The sequence below is a fragment of the Pseudomonas chlororaphis subsp. aurantiaca genome (assembly GCF_013466605.1).
GTDB classification, from domain to species: Bacteria; Pseudomonadota; Gammaproteobacteria; order Pseudomonadales; family Pseudomonadaceae; genus Aquipseudomonas; species Aquipseudomonas chlororaphis_I.
Genome location: NZ_CP059162.1, coordinates 4354995 through 4373474, shown reverse-complemented (window position 1 = coordinate 4373474; position 18480 = coordinate 4354995). Strand labels below are relative to the sequence as shown.

The 18480-nt window shown below is 62.4% G+C and carries 16 protein-coding genes; 8 read left to right on the top strand and 8 right to left on the bottom strand.

All coding sequences use genetic code 11. The annotated features are described in order from the left end of the window. Positions 1-243: 243 nt before the first annotated feature. Entirely contained in the window at positions 244-1941 is a 1698-nt protein-coding gene (locus tag H0I86_RS19705) for a glutamine--tRNA ligase/YqeY domain fusion protein (protein ID WP_180921774.1), read from the top strand. 18 nt (positions 1942-1959) lie between these two features. Further along, entirely contained in the window at positions 1960-3342 is a 1383-nt protein-coding gene (gene cysS, locus H0I86_RS19700; protein ID WP_180921773.1) for a cysteine--tRNA ligase, read from the top strand. Positions 3343-3419: 77 nt separating this feature from the next. Here the strand turns inward: cysS and H0I86_RS19695 are convergent, their stop codons facing one another. Then, positions 3420-5270 carry a sigma-54-dependent Fis family transcriptional regulator gene (locus tag H0I86_RS19695; RefSeq protein ID WP_180921772.1) on the bottom strand — a complete coding sequence of 617 codons (1851 nt, stop codon included), beginning with the start codon at positions 5268-5270 and terminating at the stop codon, positions 3420-3422. Positions 5271-5714: 444 nt separating this feature from the next. On the opposite strand from H0I86_RS19695, the gene H0I86_RS19690 reads away from it, so the two are divergent. From H0I86_RS19690 to H0I86_RS19665, 6 genes are read left to right on the top strand one after another with little or no spacing between them, the layout of a single operon-like run. Continuing rightward, positions 5715-6809, top strand: coding sequence for an ABC transporter ATP-binding protein (locus H0I86_RS19690; RefSeq protein WP_062825323.1), 1095 nt, complete (start codon positions 5715-5717; stop codon positions 6807-6809). Further along, on the top strand, positions 6809-7924 hold the full coding sequence (locus H0I86_RS19685; protein WP_180921771.1) for an ABC transporter ATP-binding protein: 1116 nt from the start codon (positions 6809-6811) through the stop codon (positions 7922-7924). Before H0I86_RS19690 ends, H0I86_RS19685 begins: the two co-directional genes overlap by 1 nt. Then, positions 7921-8787, top strand: a complete 867-nt coding sequence (locus H0I86_RS19680; protein WP_180921770.1) for a carbohydrate ABC transporter permease — start codon at positions 7921-7923, stop codon at positions 8785-8787. The genes H0I86_RS19685 and H0I86_RS19680 overlap by 4 nt, the downstream gene beginning before the upstream one ends. Positions 8788-8798: 11 nt before the next feature. After that, complete coding sequence (locus tag H0I86_RS19675) at positions 8799-9599, top strand: carbohydrate ABC transporter permease (RefSeq protein ID WP_038577819.1); 801 nt, start codon at positions 8799-8801, stop codon at positions 9597-9599. Between the two features lie 10 nt (positions 9600-9609). Further along, on the top strand, positions 9610-9882 hold the full coding sequence (locus H0I86_RS19670) for a DUF2160 domain-containing protein (RefSeq protein ID WP_009049795.1): 273 nt from the start codon (positions 9610-9612) through the stop codon (positions 9880-9882). Between the two features lie 50 nt (positions 9883-9932). Next, a complete protein-coding gene (locus tag H0I86_RS19665) occupies positions 9933-11675 on the top strand; it encodes an ABC transporter substrate-binding protein (RefSeq protein ID WP_180921769.1) in 1743 nt (580 codons plus the stop codon). 180 nt (positions 11676-11855) lie between these two features. Here H0I86_RS19665 and H0I86_RS19660 read toward each other — a convergent pair whose 3' ends face one another. The 7 genes from H0I86_RS19660 to nuoJ form a co-directional block, all read right to left on the bottom strand. Next, on the bottom strand, positions 11856-12170 hold the full coding sequence (locus tag H0I86_RS19660) for a helix-turn-helix domain-containing protein (protein WP_025804712.1): 315 nt from the start codon (positions 12168-12170) through the stop codon (positions 11856-11858). Next, positions 12160-12573, bottom strand: a complete 414-nt coding sequence (locus H0I86_RS19655) for a toxin (protein ID WP_180921768.1) — start codon at positions 12571-12573, stop codon at positions 12160-12162. Before H0I86_RS19655 ends, H0I86_RS19660 begins: the two co-directional genes overlap by 11 nt. Positions 12574-12757: 184 nt before the next feature. Next, positions 12758-14221, bottom strand: coding sequence for an NADH-quinone oxidoreductase subunit NuoN (gene nuoN, locus H0I86_RS19650; protein ID WP_009044594.1), 1464 nt, complete (start codon positions 14219-14221; stop codon positions 12758-12760). A gap of 7 nt (positions 14222-14228) precedes the next feature. Next, positions 14229-15761 carry an NADH-quinone oxidoreductase subunit M gene (nuoM, locus tag H0I86_RS19645; RefSeq protein WP_180921767.1) on the bottom strand — a complete coding sequence of 511 codons (1533 nt, stop codon included), beginning with the start codon at positions 15759-15761 and terminating at the stop codon, positions 14229-14231. 39 nt (positions 15762-15800) lie between these two features. Continuing rightward, positions 15801-17654, bottom strand: a complete 1854-nt coding sequence (gene nuoL / locus H0I86_RS19640; RefSeq protein WP_124321368.1) for an NADH-quinone oxidoreductase subunit L — start codon at positions 17652-17654, stop codon at positions 15801-15803. After that, entirely contained in the window at positions 17651-17959 is a 309-nt protein-coding gene (nuoK, locus tag H0I86_RS19635) for an NADH-quinone oxidoreductase subunit NuoK (RefSeq protein ID WP_023964387.1), read from the bottom strand. The genes nuoL and nuoK overlap by 4 nt, the downstream gene beginning before the upstream one ends. Before the next feature lie 13 nt (positions 17960-17972). Next, entirely contained in the window at positions 17973-18473 is a 501-nt protein-coding gene (nuoJ, locus tag H0I86_RS19630; protein WP_009049787.1) for an NADH-quinone oxidoreductase subunit J, read from the bottom strand. Between the last annotated feature and the right edge of the window lie 7 nt (positions 18474-18480).

Below are 18480 nucleotides of genomic sequence, written 5' to 3'. Positions count from 1 at the left end.
GGAATTCCCGGGTTCCGGGAGGCGGGCATGGGACCCGCGGGCCGGAACCGCTCTGGCAAAAATCCGCCAAGGTGCGCAGTTTAGCGTGCCGGGCGTGAAATTCGAGGCTGTTTTTTCATTTGCGACGGATTAATCGCGGCAGATTTAAAGCCCGCTCTGTCAGGGGCTTGACCGCATCGGCTATGATATCCGTTTTGATTTATCAGGCCGCACCGGCCGCGCACTTGTACGTTCAAGGATCCTATGAGCAAGCCCACTGTCGACCCTACCTCGAATTCCAAGACCGGACCGGCCGTACCGGTCAACTTCCTGCGCCCGATCATCCAGGCGGACCTGGACTCGGGTAAGCACACACAGATCGTGACCCGCTTCCCGCCGGAGCCCAACGGCTACCTGCACATCGGTCACGCCAAGTCGATCTGCGTGAACTTCGGGCTGGCCCAGGAATTCGGCGGCGTCACCCACCTGCGTTTCGACGACACCAACCCGGCCAAGGAAGACCAGGAATACATCGACGCCATCGAAAGCGACGTCAAGTGGCTGGGCTTCGAGTGGGCCGGTGAAGTGCGCTACGCCTCGCAATACTTCGACCAGTTGCACGAATGGGCGGTGGAGCTGATCAAGGCGGGCAAGGCCTATGTCGACGACCTGACCCCCGAACAGGCCAAGGAATACCGTGGCAGCCTGACCGAACCGGGCAAGAACAGCCCGTTCCGCGACCGTTCGGTGGAAGAGAACCTGGACCTGTTCGCGCGCATGAAGGCGGGCGAATTCCCCGACGGCGCGCGCGTGCTGCGGGCCAAGATCGACATGGCCTCGCCGAACATGAACCTGCGCGACCCGATCATGTACCGCATCCGCCATGCGCATCACCACCAGACCGGCGACAAGTGGTGCATCTACCCGAACTACGATTTCACCCATGGCCAGTCGGACGCCATCGAAGGCATTACCCACTCGATCTGCACCCTGGAGTTCGAAAGCCATCGTCCGCTGTACGAGTGGTTCCTCGAGAACCTGCCGGTGCCGGCGCAGCCGCGCCAGTACGAGTTCAGCCGCCTGAACCTGAACTACACCATCACCAGCAAGCGCAAGCTCAAGCAACTGGTGGACGAGAAGCACGTCAACGGCTGGGACGATCCGCGCATGTCGACCCTGTCGGGCTTCCGTCGTCGTGGCTACACGCCGAAATCCATCCGCAACTTCTGCGAGATGGTCGGCACCAACCGTTCCGACGGCGTGGTGGACTTCGGCATGCTGGAGTTCAGCATCCGTGACGATCTCGACCACAGCGCCCCGCGCGCCATGTGCGTGCTGCGTCCGCTGAAAGTGGTGATCACCAACTACCCGGAAGGCCGGGTCGAGAACCTCGAACTGCCGCGTCATCCGAAAGAAGACATGGGGGTGCGGGTCCTGCCGTTCGCCCGTGAAATCTACATCGACCGCGACGACTTCATGGAAGAGCCGCCAAAGGGCTACAAGCGCCTGGAGCCAGCCGGCGAAGTGCGCCTGCGTGGCAGCTACGTGATCCGCGCCGACGAGGCGATCAAGGATGCCGACGGCAACATCGTCGAGCTGCATTGCTCGTACGACCCGGACACCCTGGGCAAGAACCCGGAAGGGCGCAAGGTCAAGGGCGTGATCCACTGGGTGCCGGCCGCCGCCAGCGTCGAGTGCGAAGTGCGCCTGTACGACCGTCTGTTCCGTTCGCCGAACCCGGAGAAGGCCGAAGACAGCGCAAGTTTCCTGGACAACATCAACCCTGACTCCCTGCAGGTCCTCACTGGTTGTCGTGCCGAACCCTCGCTGGGCAACGCACAGCCGGAAGACCGTTTCCAGTTCGAGCGCGAAGGTTACTTCTGCGCGGATATCAAGGACTCGAGACCGGGCGCACCGGTATTCAACCGTACCGTGACCCTGCGCGACTCCTGGGGTCAGTGATCAGTTAAGGAACTCCTTGTGCTAACGATCTACAACACGCTCACCAAGAGCAAAGAAGTCTTCAAGCCGCTCGATGGCAACAAGGTGCGCATGTACGTGTGCGGCATGACCGTGTACGACTACTGCCACCTGGGCCACGGCCGCAGCATGGTCGCCTTCGACCTGGTGACCCGCTGGCTGCGTTTCAGCGGTTATGACCTGACTTATGTGCGCAACATCACCGACATCGACGACAAGATCATCAATCGGGCCAACGAGAACGGCGAGTCGTTCGAAGCGCTGACCGGGCGCATGATCGCGGCGATGCACGAAGACGAAGCGCGCCTGAACATCAAGAAGCCGGACATGGAGCCGCGTGCCACCGACCATATCGCCGGCATGCACGCGATGATCCAGACCCTGATCGACAAGGGCTACGCCTACGCGCCGGGCAACGGCGACGTGTACTACCGGGTCGGCAAGTTCCTCGGCTACGGCAAGCTGTCGCGCAAGAAGATCGAAGACCTGCGCATCGGCGCGCGCATCGAAGTCGACGAGTCGAAACAGGACCCGCTGGACTTCGTGCTGTGGAAAGCCGCCAAGCCGGGCGAGCCGAGCTGGGAATCGCCATGGGGCGCCGGGCGTCCGGGCTGGCACATCGAATGCTCGGTGATGTCGACCTGCTGCCTGGGCGAGACCTTCGACATTCACGGCGGCGGCAGCGACCTCGAGTTCCCGCACCATGAAAACGAGATCGCCCAGAGCGAGGCGGCCACCGGCAAGACCTACGCCAATGCCTGGATGCACTGCGGCATGATCCGCATCAATGGCGAGAAGATGTCCAAGTCCTTGAACAACTTCTTCACCATCCGCGATGTGCTCGACAAGTACCATCCGGAAGTGGTGCGTTACCTGCTGGTGTCGAGCCACTACCGCAGCGCGATCAACTACTCGGAAGACAACCTCAAGGACGCCAAGGGCGCCCTGGAGCGTTTCTACCACGCCCTCAAGGGCCTGCCGAGCGTGCCGGCTGCCGGTGGCGAAGCCTTCGTCGAGCGTTTCACCGAGGTGATGAACGACGACTTCGGCACCCCGGAAGCCTGTGCGGTGCTGTTCGAGATGGTGCGCGAGATCAACCGCCTGCGCGAGAGCGATCTTGAGGCGGCGGCCGGTCTGGCGGCGCACCTGCGGGAATTGGCGGACGTGCTTGGCGTGCTGCAGCTGGAAGCCGACGACTTCCTGCAGGCCGGTGCCGCCGGCCGGGTCGACGCAGCGCAGGTCGAGGCGCTGATCCAGGCGCGCCTGGCCGCCCGTGCCAACAAGGACTGGGCCGAGTCCGACCGCATCCGCGACCAGATCACCGCCATGGGCGTGGTGCTGGAAGACGGCAAGGGCGGGACCACCTGGCGCCTGGCTGACTGATCGCTGTACTGGCTACAAGCAGAAACCCGCCTTGCGCGGGTTTTTGTTTGCCTGCTATTTGGGGGGAAGGCGGGCGATCAATCCTCCTGCTGGCGCAATCTTTTATAGAGGGTATTGCGACTCACCCCCAGCCGCCGCGCGAGTTGGGAGATGTTGCCGCCCACGGCCTTGAGCTGGCGGTGCAGGTCGGCGCTGTCTTCCAGGTCGATGTCGCCGGGCGGTTCATGGCTGGCGGCCGGCTCCATGTCCAGGTCGACAAAAAAGTCGTCCGGCAGGTGTTCGGCGCGGATCGGTTGTTCTTCGGCCATGGCCAGCGCCACCTGCATCACGCTGCTGACCTGGCGCAGGTTGCCCGGCCAGGGATGGCGCTCGAACAGGTCCCGGACTTCGCGGCTGAACCCGGCCCATTGGCCGGACTCGCGGTGCTGCTCCCAGATGCGTTTGAACAGCGCCTGCTTGTCGCTGCGTTCGCGCAGGGGCGGCAACTCCAGGGTCAGGCCGCCGATGCGGTAATACAGGTCCTCGCGAAAGCGCCCGAGCTGCACCTGTTCGCGCAGGGAGCGGTTGGTCGCGGAGATGATGCGGATGTCCACCGGGAACAGTTCGCTGCTGCCCACCGGTTGTACGCAGCGCTCCTGCAGCACCCGCAACAGGCGAGCCTGGGTCGGCAGGGGCATGTCGCCGATTTCGTCGAGGAACAGCGTGCCTTTGTCGGCCTTGCGGATCAGGCCGATGCTGCCTTTCTGGCTGGCGCCGGTGAAGGCGCCTTTTTCATAGCCGAACAGCTCAGACTCCACCAGTTCGGCGGGAATCGCCGCGCAGTTCACGGCAATGAACGCCTGTTTGCTCCGCGAGCTGGCCTGGTGCAGCGCCTTGACGAAGACTTCCTTGCCGACGCCGGTTTCGCCGTGGATCAACAGCGGGATGTCCTTTTCCAGCAGCCGTTCGGCCTGGCGCACGGCTTTCTCCACCCGGCTGTCGCCGAAGTGCAGGGTGTTCAGGCTGATGGCATCGGCGTTGACGGGTGCCGAGCGAGCAGGTGCCTCGGCGAAGACCCGGGCCTGGATCGGCACCTGCCTTGGACGCTTGAGCAGGCAATGGAAGCGGTTGCGTCCGGCGGCCTGCAAGGCGAAGGGCAGGCCTTCCGGCTGGTTGAGCAGTTCCAGCAGCGACACCTTGAACAGACTTTCGATGCCGACCCGCGACAGGCTGATGCCCAGCAGGTTGTCGGCGCGGCGGTTGGCCGAAAGCACCTGACCGCTTTCATCGAAGATCAGCAGGCCGGCCCACTGGCTGTCGAGGTTGTTCAGGCCGGTGTTGAAGGTCAGCTGGAAATGCCGACCTTCGAACAGGTTGAGGATCAGCCGGTTCTCCACCGTCTGGCTCATCATCTTGACCATGCCCAGGGTGTGGGAGGGCGGCAGGTAGCTGTCGCTGGAGACGTCCAGCACCGCGATCACCCGACGCTCGGTATCGAAGATCGGCGCGGCCGAGCCGGTCATGAAGCGGTTGGCCTTGAGAAAGTGTTCATCGTGCTCGATATGCACCGCCTGCTCGCAGGCCAGGGCGGTGCCGATGGCGTTGGTCCCGCTGCAGTGTTCCAGCCAGCTGGCGCCGGCACTGAAACCACGGGCCAGGCTCGGCTCGATAAAACGCTGGGTGCCCCAGGAGGTCAGCACCTGGCCCTGGTTGTCGGCGAGCATGATCAGGCAATTGGAGTTGCTGAGGATGTTCTCGTAGTAGGGCAGGACTTCCTGCTGGGTGGTTTGCACCAGGGCATGCTGGCTTTCCAGCAACTGGGCGATGCGCTCGGCGGGCAGTTGATCGAAGGCGGGGGCGCTCTGATGGCTGAGGCCAAAGGCCCGGCAGCGGCTCCAGGAGTCCTTGATGATGGTCTCGTGAGACAGCGGTGAGGCAGGTGCGCTCATGGCGGTAGGTCTCTGAAAACGCTTTTATTGTTGTTATTGGCGTATGGCCTGGCCTTTGTAGCCGCTGGCGAAGACTGCGATCGAGGCCGCAGGCCTCGCAAGACAGCCATCGCGGTCAATCAGGCAAATCGCGATGGCAGGTTTTGCGAGCGCTACGTCGGAATGCCGCCCAGCTCGATCGCAGCCTGCGGCAGCGGCTACAGGAAGCAATCTTACCGGCAAAAACGTTCATCCAGTGTTGTTCACTCTTGTTCATTGTCAACCGCCGGACTGTTCAGTTGTTCAGCCCGGGTTGTTCATTTCTGTTCAGCTGTGAACCCGCAAACCGCCTGCCCTGGAATAAATATCTGGCTTATCAGTGACTTGGAGTGCTACCGCGGTTCTGGCACGAAAGTCGCTCTGCTGCTTCGGTCGCTTGACTCCAATAATAAAAAAGGCCGAGCCATGTCATTAACGCTGGAGCATGTCAGCCGTGTCGTCGAGGGCCAGACCTGGATCGATGACATCTCGCTGCGCTTTGAACCCGGTTCCTTCAATGTCCTGCTGGGACGCACGCTGTCCGGCAAGACCAGCCTGATGCGCTTGATCGCCGGGCTCGACAAGCCCGCCAGCGGACGCATCCTGATGAATGGCGTGGACGTCACCGGGCGCCCGGTGCGGCTGCGCAACGTGTCGATGGTCTATCAGCAGTTCATCAACTACCCGACCATGACCGTGTTCGAGAACATCGCCTCGCCGCTGCGCCAGGCCGGCGTCGCCGCGCCGTTGATCGAGAGCAAGGTGCTGGAGACGGCGAAGATGCTGCGGATCGAGAAGTTCCTGCAGCGCCATCCGCTGGAACTGTCCGGCGGCCAGCAGCAGCGTACGGCCATGGCCCGGGCGCTGGTCAAGGATGCCGAGCTGATCCTGTTCGACGAGCCGCTGGTCAATCTCGACTACAAGCTGCGCGAAGAGCTGCGCCAGGAGATGCGCGAGCTGTTCCAGGCCCGTCACACCATCGCCATCTACGCCACCACCGAGCCCAACGAGGCGCTGGCCCTGGGCGGCACCACCACCATCCTCCACGAGGGGCGCCTGGTGCAGAGCGGCAAGACCGCCGAGGTTTATCACCAGCCGCAGACGGTGCTGGCCGCCGAGCTGTTCTCCGAACCGCCGATCAACCTGATGCCGGGGCGCATCGCCGGCAATGAAGTGAGCTTCGCCAACTTCGTGCATTTTCCGCTGAACGTCGATCTGCGCCCGGTCGGCGAGGGCGAGTTCCGCTTTGGTGTGCGGCCCAGCCATATCTCCCTGGTGCCGAGCAACGACGACGACCTGGAGCTGGCGGTGACCGTCGAGGTCGCGGAAATCAGCGGCTCGGAAACCTTCCTGCATGTGCGCAACGAACAATTCCTGTTGGTGCTGCACCTGCCCGGCGTGCACGAATACGACGTCGATGCGCCGATCCGGATTTATATCCCCACCCACAAACTGTTCGTCTTCGATGCCCAGGGCCGTCTGGTCCAGGCACCGGGGCGGCGCGTCGCGAGGGTTGCCTGATGGCCGAGATCCGTTTGCACAACCTCGCCCACAGTTACACCAGCACCCCGGCCGGTCCCGAGGACTATGCGATCCGGGAGATGAACCACATCTGGGAGCAGGGCGGCGCCTATGCCTTGCTCGGGCCGTCCGGCTGCGGCAAGTCGACCTTGCTCAATATCATTTCCGGGCTGCTCAGCCCGTCCCAGGGGCAGGTGCTGTTCGATACCCGGGTGGTCAACGAGCTGACTCCCGAGAAGCGCAATATCGCCCAGGTTTTCCAGTTTCCGGTGGTCTACGACACCATGACGGTGTTCGACAACCTGGCCTTCCCGCTGCGCAACCAGGGCATGGCCGAGGCCAAGGTGCACAGCAAGGTGCAGGAGATCGCCGAGGTCCTCGACCTGCAGGCGCTGTTGAACAAGAAGGCGCGCAACCTCAGCGCCGACGAAAAGCAGAAGGTCTCCATGGGCCGCGGCCTGGTGCGCGACGACGTGTCGGCGATCCTGTTCGACGAGCCGCTGACGGTGATCGACCCGCACCTGAAGTGGAAACTGCGGCGCAAGCTCAAGCAGATCCACGAGCAGTTCAACATCACCATGGTCTATGTTACCCACGACCAGCTCGAAGCCTCGACCTTCGCCGACAAGATCGCGGTGATGTACGGCGGGCAGATCGTCCAGTTCGGCACCCCGCGGGAGCTGTTCGAGCGGCCGAGCCACACCTTTGTCGGCTACTTCATCGGCAGCCCGGGGATGAACCTGATCGAGGTCCGGGCAGAGGCCGGCGGTGTCAGGTTCGCCGGCACCCACCTGGCCTTGCCCGAGGCCTTGCAGCAGCGGATCGCCGAGACTGATTACCAGAGCCTGAAAGTCGGCATCCGCCCGGAATTCATCCATGTCTGGGACGAGCCTTACGAGGAGGCGCTGCAGGCTGACGTGGTCCACATCGAGGACCTGGGCACCTACAAGATCATGACCCTGAACCTCGACGGCGCGGTCTTGAAAGTGCGCCTGGCCGAAGACAAGCCAGTGCCGCAGGGCAGGGCCTGCATCAGCTTCCCCGCGCAGTGGTTGATGGTCTACGCCGACGAATACCTGCTGGAGGCCCACGCCACGAACGAGGTTCAGCCATGAACAAAGTGCAGAACAACAAGGCCTGGTGGCTGGTATTGCCGGTGTTCCTGCTGGTGGCCTTCAGTGCGGTGATCCCGATGATGACTGTGGTCAACTACTCGGTGCAGGATATCTTCGACCAGTCCAGCCGCTATTTCGTCGGCGCCGACTGGTATCGCCAGGTGCTGCTCGACCCGCGCCTGCACGACTCGCTGCTGCGCCAGTTCATCTATTCGGCCTGCGTGCTGCTGATCGAGATTCCCTTGGGGATAGCCATCGCCCTGACCATGCCGAGCAAGGGGCGCTGGTCGTCGGTGGTGCTGATCGTCCTCGCCATTCCGTTGCTGATCCCGTGGAACGTGGTGGGCACCATCTGGCAGATCTTCGGCCGCGCCGACATCGGCCTGATGGGCTCGTCGCTGAATGCCCTGGGCATCAATTACAACTATGCAGCCAACACCATGGATGCCTGGGTCACGGTGCTGGTGATGGACGTGTGGCACTGGACCTCGCTGGTGGCGCTGCTCTGCTACTCGGGGCTGCGGGCGATCCCGGACGTGTATTACCAGGCGGCGCGCATCGACCGGGCATCGAACTGGGCGGTGTTCCGGCATATCCAGTTGCCGAAGATGAAGAGCGTGCTGCTGATCGCGGTGATGCTGCGTTTCATGGACAGCTTCATGATCTACACCGAGCCGTTCGTGCTCACCGGCGGCGGGCCGGGCAACGCCACCACCTTCCTCAGCCAGACCCTGACCCAGATGGCGATCGGTCAGTTCGACCTGGGCCCGGCCGCGGCGTTTTCCCTGGTGTACTTCCTGATCATCCTGTTGGTGTCCTGGCTGTTCTACACCGCCATGACCCACTCCGACGCCAATCGCTGAGGACGGCCGCCATGACCAAGCGCAAGCTGATACCGCTGCTGATTTACATTCTGTTCCTGCTGGTGCCGATCTACTGGTTGCTGAACATGTCGTTCAAGAGCAACAACGAGATCCTCGGCAGCCTGACCCTGTGGCCCCAGGATTTCACCTGGCACAACTACAAGGTGATCTTCACCGACCCCAGTTGGTACACCGGCTACCTCAACTCGCTGTATTACGTCAGCTTCAACACGGTGATTTCCCTGAGCGTGGCGCTGCCGGCGGCCTATGCGTTCTCGCGCTACCGCTTTCTCGGCGACAAGCACCTGTTCTTCTGGCTGCTGACCAACCGCATGGCGCCGCCGGCGGTGTTCCTGCTGCCGTTCTTCCAGCTGTATTCGTCCATCGGCCTGTTCGATACGCACATTGCCGTGGCCCTGGCCCACTGCCTGTTCAACGTGCCGCTGGCGGTGTGGATTCTCGAAGGCTTCATGTCCGGGGTGCCGAAGGAAATCGACGAGACCGCCTACATCGACGGCTATAGCTTTCCCAAGTTCTTCGTGAAGATCTTCGTCCCGCTGATCGGCTCGGGGATCGGCGTGACGGCGTTCTTCTGCTTCATGTTTTCCTGGGTCGAGCTGCTGCTGGCGCGGACCCTGACTTCGGTGAACGCCAAGCCGATCGCCGCGGTGATGACTCGCACCGTGTCCGCCTCCGGTATCGACTGGGGTGTGCTGGCGGCGGCCGGGGTGCTGACCATTCTGCCGGGCATGCTGGTGATCTGGTTTGTTCGCAACCATGTGGCCAAGGGCTTCGCCCTGGGCCGGGTATGAGGATCCGTTGATGGAATGGATGAACTGGACCGCCCCGACGGCGGCATTCTTCGGTGTCATTGCCTTGATCCTGCTGGGCATGACCACGTGGGAATTGCGTTCGCCGAGCATCCCTCGGCGCGGCTTCCTGCCGATTGCCACCACCCGTGGCGATCGCCTGTTTATCGGTCTTCTCGGCAGCGCCTACCTGCATCTGCTGGTAATCGGCGTCACCGACTGGAGCATCTGGGTGGCGTTCGTGCTGTCCCTGGTGTGGCTGTTGGCTGTGATGCGTTGGGGCTAGCCGGGCGCGTGCGCGGTGGTCCTGCTTCGAAATTCAACCAGGAGGTCTCTATGTTCGACAAAAACAATAAGCTGCGACATAGCGTTTCATTGGCGGCCATGCTGGCTATGAGCGGCTTGAGCGCGACGGCCTGGGCCGACGCCTATGAGGACGCCGCGAAAAAATGGATCGGCAGCGAGTTCAAGCCATCCACCCTGACTGCGGAGCAACAGCTGGAAGAGCTGAAGTGGTTCATCAAGGCATCCGAGCCGTTTCGCGGGATGAAGATCAACGTGGTCTCTGAGACCATCGCCACCCATGAATACGAGTCCAAGGTGCTGGCCAAGGCCTTCAGTGAAATCACCGGGATCAAGCTGACCCACGACCTGCTGCAGGAAGGCGACGTGGTGGAGAAGCTGCAGACCCAGATGCAGTCGGACAAGAACATCTATGACGGCTGGGTCAACGACTCCGACCTGATCGGCACGCACTTCCGCTATGGCAAGACCGAATCCATCACCGACCTGATGGCCAACGAAGGCAAGGACTACACCTCGCCGACCCTGGATATCAAGGACTTCATCGGCATCTCCTTCACCACCGCGCCGGACGGCAAGATCTACCAATTGCCCGACCAGCAGTTCGCCAACCTGTACTGGTTCCGCGCCGACTGGTTCGAGCGGGCCGACCTGAAAGCCAAGTTCAAGGAGAAATACGGCTACGAGCTGGGGGTGCCGGTGAACTGGTCGGCCTATGAGGACATCGCCAAGTTCTTCAGCGAAGACGTCAAGGAGATCGACGGCAAGCGGGTCTACGGGCATATGGACTACGGCAAGAAGGACCCGTCCCTGGGCTGGCGCTTCACCGATGCCTGGTTCTCCATGGCCGGCGGCGGCGACAAGGGCTTGCCCAACGGTTTGCCGGTGGACGAGTGGGGGATCCGCGTCGAGGATTGCCATCCGGTGGGCTCCAGCGTGACCCGCGGCGGCGACACCAACGGCCCGGCGGCGGTGTTCGCCACCACCAAGTACGTGGACTGGATGAAAAAATATGCGCCACCGGAAGCGGCGGGCATGACTTTCTCCGAATCCGGGCCGGTGCCGTCCCAGGGCAATATTGCCCAGCAGATCTTCTGGTACACCGCTTTCACCGCCGACATGACCAAGCCGGGCCTGCCGGTGATGAACGCCGACGGCACGCCGAAATGGCGCATGGCGCCGTCGCCCAAGGGGCCGTACTGGGAGGAGGGCATGAAGCTGGGGTATCAGGACGCCGGTTCCTGGACCTTCCTCAAGTCCACCCCGGAGAAACAGAAACTTGCGGCCTGGCTCTATGCCCAGTTCGTGACCTCGAAAACCGTGTCGCTGAAGAAAACCATCGTCGGCCTGACACCGATCCGCGAGTCGGACATCAACTCCCAGGCGATGACCGACCTGGCGCCGAAGCTCGGTGGCCTGGTGGAGTTCTATCGCAGCCCGGCCCGCGTGCAATGGACGCCGACCGGCACCAACGTGCCGGACTATCCACGCCTGGCGCAGCTGTGGTGGAGCCATATCGCCGAGGCGGCCAGCGGCGAGAAAACCCCGCAACAGGCACTCGACGGCCTGGCCAAGGACCAGGACGCGATCATGACCCGGCTCGAGCGCTCGAAAGCCCAGGCCACCTGCGCCCCGAAAATGAACCCCGAGCGCGACGCGCAATACTGGTTCGACCAACCGGGCGCGCCGAAACCGAAACTGGCCAACGAGAAACCCCAGGGCGAGACCGTGAGCTACAACGAACTGCTCAAGTCGTGGGAAGCGGCGCGCAAGTAAGGTTTTGGCTCTGTAATGCGCAACGGCACCTTCGGGTGCCGTTCTGTTTTGGGAATGATTGTTGTGGTGCCAGAGCCATCGTTGTCACGGCCAGACCAGGGGACGAAGGATTACGCAACGCCGTTCTTCTGTAGGAGCGAGGCTTGCCCGCGATGACGACCTTCGAACCAGCGCAGATCTTCAGGCCAGTGCTGCCAGCCGCTCCACCGTATCGGGAAAACGCTGTACCAGGCGGATCAGGGTGGTGGCCTGAGCGTTGGGTTTTGCGCGTCCTTGCTCCCAGTTCTCCAGGGTTCGAGTATTGGTGCGCAGGTACATGGCAAATACCGATCTGGACAGGTTCAGCTGCTCGCGCACGGCCAGCACTTCTTCGGCGGTGATTGGAAGCAGTGCGTTCAACTTGACCTTGTGGGTGCGCAGCGTGAGCTTGCCTTGGCGCTCTTTGGCCAGGGCGTCGAAACCTTCGACCAGTTCGGAAAAGATGTCACGTTTCATGATGGGTTCTCGCGTCGACTTCTCTGTTCAGCAGTTGCTTGAGCAGTTTTTTCTGATGGAGTGTCAGGTCGTTCTGCTCGTTCTTTGCGTAAAGGGTGAAGAGCCAGAATTGGGCGCCTCCGGACCACCAGTAATAAATCACCCGGATCCCGCCGCGTTTGCCCTTGTGCCGGTGCTCATCGACAAAGCGGATCTTGCGCAAGTCACCGGTTCCCTCGATGAGATCTCCGGCTTCGGGGGCTTTCAGCAATTCAAGCTGCAGGCTACGAAAAAGCTCGTCGTCCAGGTGGCCCTGTCGATGGCGTTGGAACGGGGGTAACTCAATAAAAAGCGCGTCCATGTTCTGTACGTAATCTGCGTATATTTTTGATTGAATGGATCGAGAGGTCAAGGCGTTGCGCATGGCGCTCGTCGCCTTTTAATGACCTTAGACTTGGCAATCAGGATGAGATGTAGGACGCGTCTTTAAAGCCTGAAAGGCAATTCCTATCAGGTGGCAGGAGGAGGGGCAGGGCGGTTTTTTCCTTGGAAAACAAAACGGCGCCCGAAGGCGCCGTCTTGTTTTACCGCGGATCGTGCTTGAGCGATCAGCCCGCCAGACCGGATTGCTGGACCAGGGTCAGCAGCGGTTGTGGGTAGACGCCGAGGAAGAACGCCAGGACCGCGATGGCCAGCAGCATCACGCCGCCAGCTTTCTGTTCCCAGTGCAACTGGGCGTCGACGCGGCGCAGGTTCGGCTCGATCAGGTACAGGGTGACCATGACGCGCAGGTAGTAGAACACGCCGATGGCGCTGCCCAGGACCAGGGAACCGACCAGCCACCATTGGTGCGCTTCGACACCGGTGGCGATGATGTAGAACTTGCCGATGAAGCCCGCGGTCAGCGGGATACCGGCCAGGGACAGCATCATCACGGTCAGTACGGCGGTCAGGTACGGACGGCGCCAGAACAGGCCGCGGTATTCGTACAGGGCATCCGCGTCGCGCCCCTTGTAAGGCGAGGACATCAGGGTGATCACACCGAAGGCGCCGAGGCTGGTGATCACGTAGGTGACCAGGTAGACGCCGATGGCTTCCATCGCCAGGCCCTTGCTCGCCACCAGGGCGATCAGCAGGTAACCGAAGTGGGCGATGGACGAGTAACCCAGCAGACGCTTGAGGTTGCTCTGGGTCAGCGCCAGCAGGTTACCGAACAGGATCGAGGCAATCGCGATCAGGGTCAGCACGGTGTTCAGGACACCGCTGCTGGCCACCGGCGAGATCTGGAACAGACGCACCATCACCGCGAACACCGCCACCTTGCTCGCGGTGGCCAGGAAGGCCGCCACAGGCGCCGGGGCCCCTTCGTAGACGTCCGGGGTCCACAGGTGGAAGGGGACCAGCGACAGCTTGAACGCCAGGCCAATCAGCATCATGCCCAGGCCCAGTTGGGCCAGCGGACTAGGCAGGCCGGTCGCGGCCAGGGCCTGACCGATGCCGTTGAAGCTCAGGCTGCCGGCTTCGGCGTAGAGCAGGGCCATGCCGAACAGCAGGAACGCGGAACCGGCGGCCGACAGCACCATGTACTTGATGCCGGCTTCCAGCGAACGCTTGTTGAAGAAGGCATAAGCCACCAGGCCGTAGACCGGTACCGAGAGCAGCTCCAGGCCGATGAACAAGCCGGCCAGGTGTTGCGCGCTGACCAGGACCAGGCCACCGGCTGCGGCCATCAGGATCAGCAGGTACAGCTCTTCGCGGTTGCCCGGGTAGCCGGTGCCGCCGTCGCCCAGGTAGGCATGGGCGAGGGTGACGCAGGCCAGGGTGGCCACCAGGATCAGCGCCATGTACAGGCAGGCGAACTGGTCGATCTGCAGCAATGGAGTCACCGCCAGAGGGGTGACTTTCAGGGCTGGCAGGATCGACAGCAACGCCAGGTTCAGACCGGCGACCGACAGCAGGAAGGTTTGCGAATGGTTGCGACGCCAGGCGATAGCCAGCATCACCACAATGATGGTGAGGCTGGTGATCAACAGCGGCGCAAGCGCGATAAAGTGTTGAATCGTAAAGTCCATAGCGCTCTTACCGGGCCGAAGCGAGTTGAGTGAAGGCGGTGCCGAGCCATTGCTGCACGCCACTCATCGTGGCGGCAGAGGTATCGAGGAACGGTTGCGGGTAGATGCCGATGTAGATCAGCAGCGCCGCCAGTCCGACCACCATGATCAGTTCGCGAGCGTCCATGCCGTGCAGGACCGCGTCCGACTTGGCCGGGCCGAAGTAGGCGCGGTGAATCATGATCAGCGAGTAGACCGAACCGAACACCAGGCCGGAAGTCGCGAGCACGGTGACCCATGGCGCGCTGGCGAAGGTACCGATCAGGATCAGGAATTCGCCGACGAAGTTACCGGTTGCCGGCAAGCCCAGCGAGGCTGCTGCGAAGAACAGGCTGATGGCTGGCAGGTAGGCGATCTTCGACCACAGGCCACCCATTTCACGCATGTCGCGGGTGTGGGTGCGTTCGTACAGCTGGCCGCACAGGATAAAGAGTGCCGCCGCCGACAGACCGTGGGCCAGCATCTGGATCACCGCGCCCTGCAGGCCCAGCTGGCTGCCGGAGTAGATGCCGATCAGCACGAAGCCCATGTGCGAAACGCTGGAGAATGCCACCAGGCGCTTGATGTCGGTCTGGGCGAAGGCCAGGAAGGCACCATAGAAGATCCCGATCAGACCCAGGGTCATGGCGATCGGCGCGAACTCGGCCGAGGCGTTCGGGAACAGCGGCAGGGCGAAACGCAACAGGCCATAGGCCGCGGTCTTCAGCAGGATCCCCGCCAGGTCCACGGAACCCGCAGTCGGCGCCTGGGCGTGGGCATCAGGCAGCCAGGAGTGGAACGGCACCACTGGCAGCTTCACCGCGAAGGCGATGAAGAAGCCGAGCATCAGTACGTACTCGGTGGTGGTCGACATCTTGGTCTTCAACAGGTCGGCGTAGTTGAAGGTAATCACGCCGGTGTCGTTGAAGTTGACCAGCACCAGACCGAGGATCGCCACCAGCATGATCAGGCCGGAAGCCTGAGTGAAGATGAAGAACTTGGTCGCGGCATAGATCCGGGTTTTCTTGCCGTCCGAAGAACTGTGACCCCAGAGCGCGATGAGGAAGTACATCGGCACCAGCATCATTTCCCAGAAGAAGAAGAACATGAACAGGTCGAGGGCGAGGAACACGCCGACGACACCGCCCAGGATCCACATCAGGTTCAGGTGGAAGAAGCCCACGTGACGCTGGATCTCTTTCCAGGAGCAGAGGACGGAAAGCACGCCCAGGAGGCCGGTCAGCAGGATCATCAACAGCGACAGGCCGTCGAGGGCCAGGTGCACGTTGATGCCGAAGCGCTCGATCCAGACGTGCTTGAACTCCAGGGTCCAGGTCGGATCGGCGCCAGGCGCCGGAGCGAGTGAATAGTCGCCGTGGGCCCACAGCCAGAGGCCGAGGGTGAGCAGCAGGGACATGGTGATCAGCGCAATCCAGCGGGGGAGGGTGGCGCCGAAGCGCTCACCCATCCAGCACAGCAGGCCGCCGATGAAGGGGATCAGGATTAGCCAAGGCAGAATCATGACGGGCTCAATTCCTTTCGCAAGTTCGCAAGGTTCATATCAGACCGCTACCAGCACGACGGCGCCGATAACCAGCACGGCACCAGCAGCCATCGAGGCGGCGTACCAACGCAGTTGACCGGTTTCCGTACGGCTCAGGGAGTTGTGGCCCCCTTTGGCCAGGCGCGGGATCAGACCGATGGTCTGGTCGAGCGGGTCTTTGCGCAGTACATGGCTGATCGCCAGATATGGCTTGACGAACAGTTTGTCGTAGATCCAGTCGAAGCCCCAGGCAGCGAACCACCAGGCCGAGAGGAGGCGGCCGATGCCGCTGTTGGCGATGGCGGTAACGAAGCGACGCTTGCCGAGGAACAGCAGCGCGGCCAGCAGGATACCGGCGATGGCGATGGCGCCGGACGCGAGTTCCAGGCTGTGCTTGGCTTCACCGCCGGCATGGCCGACGCTCAGTGGCAGCACACCGTGCAGCGGTGGGGTGATCATGGCGCCGACGGCGGTCGACAGAATGATCAGCACCGACAGCGGCAGCCAGTGGCTGATGCCGTGGCCGGCGTGGGCTTCGGTCTTGGCTTCACCGTGGAAGGTGATGAAGATCAGGCGGAAGGTGTACAGCGAGGTCATGAAGGCCCCCACCAGACCGGCATACAGCAGGCCGTGGTTACCGCTGGCGAAGGCTTCCCAGAGGATCTCGTCCTTGGAGTAGAAACCGGCGGTGACCAGTGGCAGAGCCGCCAGGGCCGCGCCGCCGACGATGAAGCTGGCGTAGGCCAGCGGCAGTTTCTTCCACAGGCCGCCCATCTTGAAGATGTTCTGCTCGTGGTGGCAGGCAACGATCACCGCACCGGAGGCAAGGAACAGCAGGGCCTTGAAGAAGGCGTGGGTCATCAGGTGGAAGATCGCGCCGTCCCAGGCGCCAACGCCCAGGGCCAGGAACATGTAGCCGATCTGGCTCATGGTCGAGTAGGCGAGGATCCGCTTGATGTCGGTCTGTACCAGCGCGGCGAAGCCGGCCAGCACCAGGGTCACGCCACCGACGACGCCCACCAGGTGCAGGATGTCCGGCGCCAGGGCGAACAGGCCGTGGGTACGGGCGATCAGGTAGACACCGGCGGTCACCATGGTTGCGGCGTGGATCAGTGCCGAAACCGGGGTAGGACCGGCCATCGCGTCCGCCAGCCAGGTCTGCAGCGGCAGCTGGGCGGATTTACCGACCGCGCCACCCAGCAGCATCAGGGTCGCCAGGACGATCCAGAAATCGCCGGCCTGGAATTTCGCAGGCGCCGCGACCAGCAGTTGCTGGATGTTCAGCGTACCCAGCTGCTGGAACAGGATGAACAGGCCGATGGCCATGAACACGTCGCCGATGCGGGTGACGATGAAGGCCTTGAGTGCCGCGTTACCGTTGTTGCGGTTGCTGTAGTAGAAACCGATCAGCAGGTACGAACACAGGCCCACGCCTTCCCAGCCGAAGTACAGGAACAACAGGTCATCGCCGAGCACCAGGAACAGCATGCTGGCGATGAACAGGTTGGTATAGGCGAAGAAGCGCGAGTAACCGTCTTCACCGCGCATGTACCAGGAGGCGAACAGGTGGATCAGGAAACCCACGCCCACCACCACGCCGAGCATGGTCACGGACAGGCCGTCCAGGTACAGGGCGAAGGTTGGCTTGAAGTCGCCAACGGTCATCCACTGCCACAGCACCTGGGTGTAGTGGCCACCTTCCGGCGGGGCGACGTTGAATTGCCAGATCACATAAGCCGCGACAATCGCCGACAGGCCAACGGAGCCGACACCGATCAGGGCGGCGAGGTTTTCCGAGAGGCGTCCACGGGAGAACGACAGCAGCAGGAAACCGATCAGGGGGAACAGGAAAGTCAGATAGAGAAGGTTCATCCGCGCATCTCGCTGGCAGCGTCGATATCGAGAGTGTGGAAGCGGCGATACAGCTGCAACAGGATCGCCAGGCCAATACTGGCCTCGGCGGCTGCCAGGCTGATCACCAGGATGAACATGACCTGTCCATCCGGCTGCGCCCAGCGGCTACCGGCGACGATGAAGGCCAGGGCGGAGGCGTTCATCATCACCTCCAGGCTCATCAGCACGAAGAGAATGTTGCGGCGCACCATCAGGCCGACCAGGCCGAGGCAGAACAGGATGCCGGCAACGGCCATGCCATGCTCCAGAGGGATAGTTCCGATAGTAGGCATGGTCTTACTCCTTCGCCTCGTTGCGGCCCAGGTGGAACGCCGTGACGGCTGCGGCGAGCAGCAGCATCGAGGCGAGTTCGACCACCAGCAGATAAGGACCGAACAGGCTGATGCCCACGGCCTTGGCGTCCACGGTGGTGTGGCCGATACCGGTACCGCTCTGGTGGCTGAACAGCACGTACAGCAGTTCCACCAGCAGCAGGGCGGCGAGCACCACCGGCCCGAGCCAGATCCCCGGCTTGAGCCAGATGCGTTCCTGCTGAACCGAGGCGGGGCCCAGGTTCAGCATCATCACCACGAACACGAAGAGCACCATGATGGCGCCGGCATAGGCGATCACTTCCAGCACGCCGGCGAACGGTGCGCCGAGGCTGAAGAAAGTCATCGCCACGGCGATCAGCGAAATGATCAGGTAGAGCAGGGCGTGCACAGGGTTGGTGTTGGTCACCACGCGTAGCGTGGAGACAACGGCGACACCTGACGCGAAATAGAAAGCGAATTCCATCTTTCTT

Coding starts and splice junctions, on each gene's coding strand:
- nuoM (WP_180921767.1), bottom strand. CDS start 15,761: ATGATTCTGCCTTGGCTAATCCTGATCCCCTTCATCGGCGGCCTGCTG.
- H0I86_RS19675 (WP_038577819.1), top strand. CDS start 8,799: ATGACCAAGCGCAAGCTGATACCGCTGCTGATTTACATTCTGTTCCTG.
- H0I86_RS19695 (WP_180921772.1), bottom strand. CDS start 5,270: ATGAGCGCACCTGCCTCACCGCTGTCTCACGAGACCATCATCAAGGAC.
- H0I86_RS19665 (WP_180921769.1), top strand. CDS start 9,933: ATGTTCGACAAAAACAATAAGCTGCGACATAGCGTTTCATTGGCGGCC.
- H0I86_RS19655 (WP_180921768.1), bottom strand. CDS start 12,573: ATGCGCAACGCCTTGACCTCTCGATCCATTCAATCAAAAATATACGCA.
- nuoJ (WP_009049787.1), bottom strand. CDS start 18,473: ATGGAATTCGCTTTCTATTTCGCGTCAGGTGTCGCCGTTGTCTCCACG.
- nuoN (WP_009044594.1), bottom strand. CDS start 14,221: ATGGACTTTACGATTCAACACTTTATCGCGCTTGCGCCGCTGTTGATC.
- H0I86_RS19660 (WP_025804712.1), bottom strand. CDS start 12,170: ATGAAACGTGACATCTTTTCCGAACTGGTCGAAGGTTTCGACGCCCTG.
- H0I86_RS19690 (WP_062825323.1), top strand. CDS start 5,715: ATGTCATTAACGCTGGAGCATGTCAGCCGTGTCGTCGAGGGCCAGACC.
- nuoL (WP_124321368.1), bottom strand. CDS start 17,654: ATGAACCTTCTCTATCTGACTTTCCTGTTCCCCCTGATCGGTTTCCTG.
- H0I86_RS19680 (WP_180921770.1), top strand. CDS start 7,921: ATGAACAAAGTGCAGAACAACAAGGCCTGGTGGCTGGTATTGCCGGTG.
- H0I86_RS19705 (WP_180921774.1), top strand. CDS start 244: ATGAGCAAGCCCACTGTCGACCCTACCTCGAATTCCAAGACCGGACCG.
- H0I86_RS19685 (WP_180921771.1), top strand. CDS start 6,809: ATGGCCGAGATCCGTTTGCACAACCTCGCCCACAGTTACACCAGCACC.
- H0I86_RS19670 (WP_009049795.1), top strand. CDS start 9,610: ATGGAATGGATGAACTGGACCGCCCCGACGGCGGCATTCTTCGGTGTC.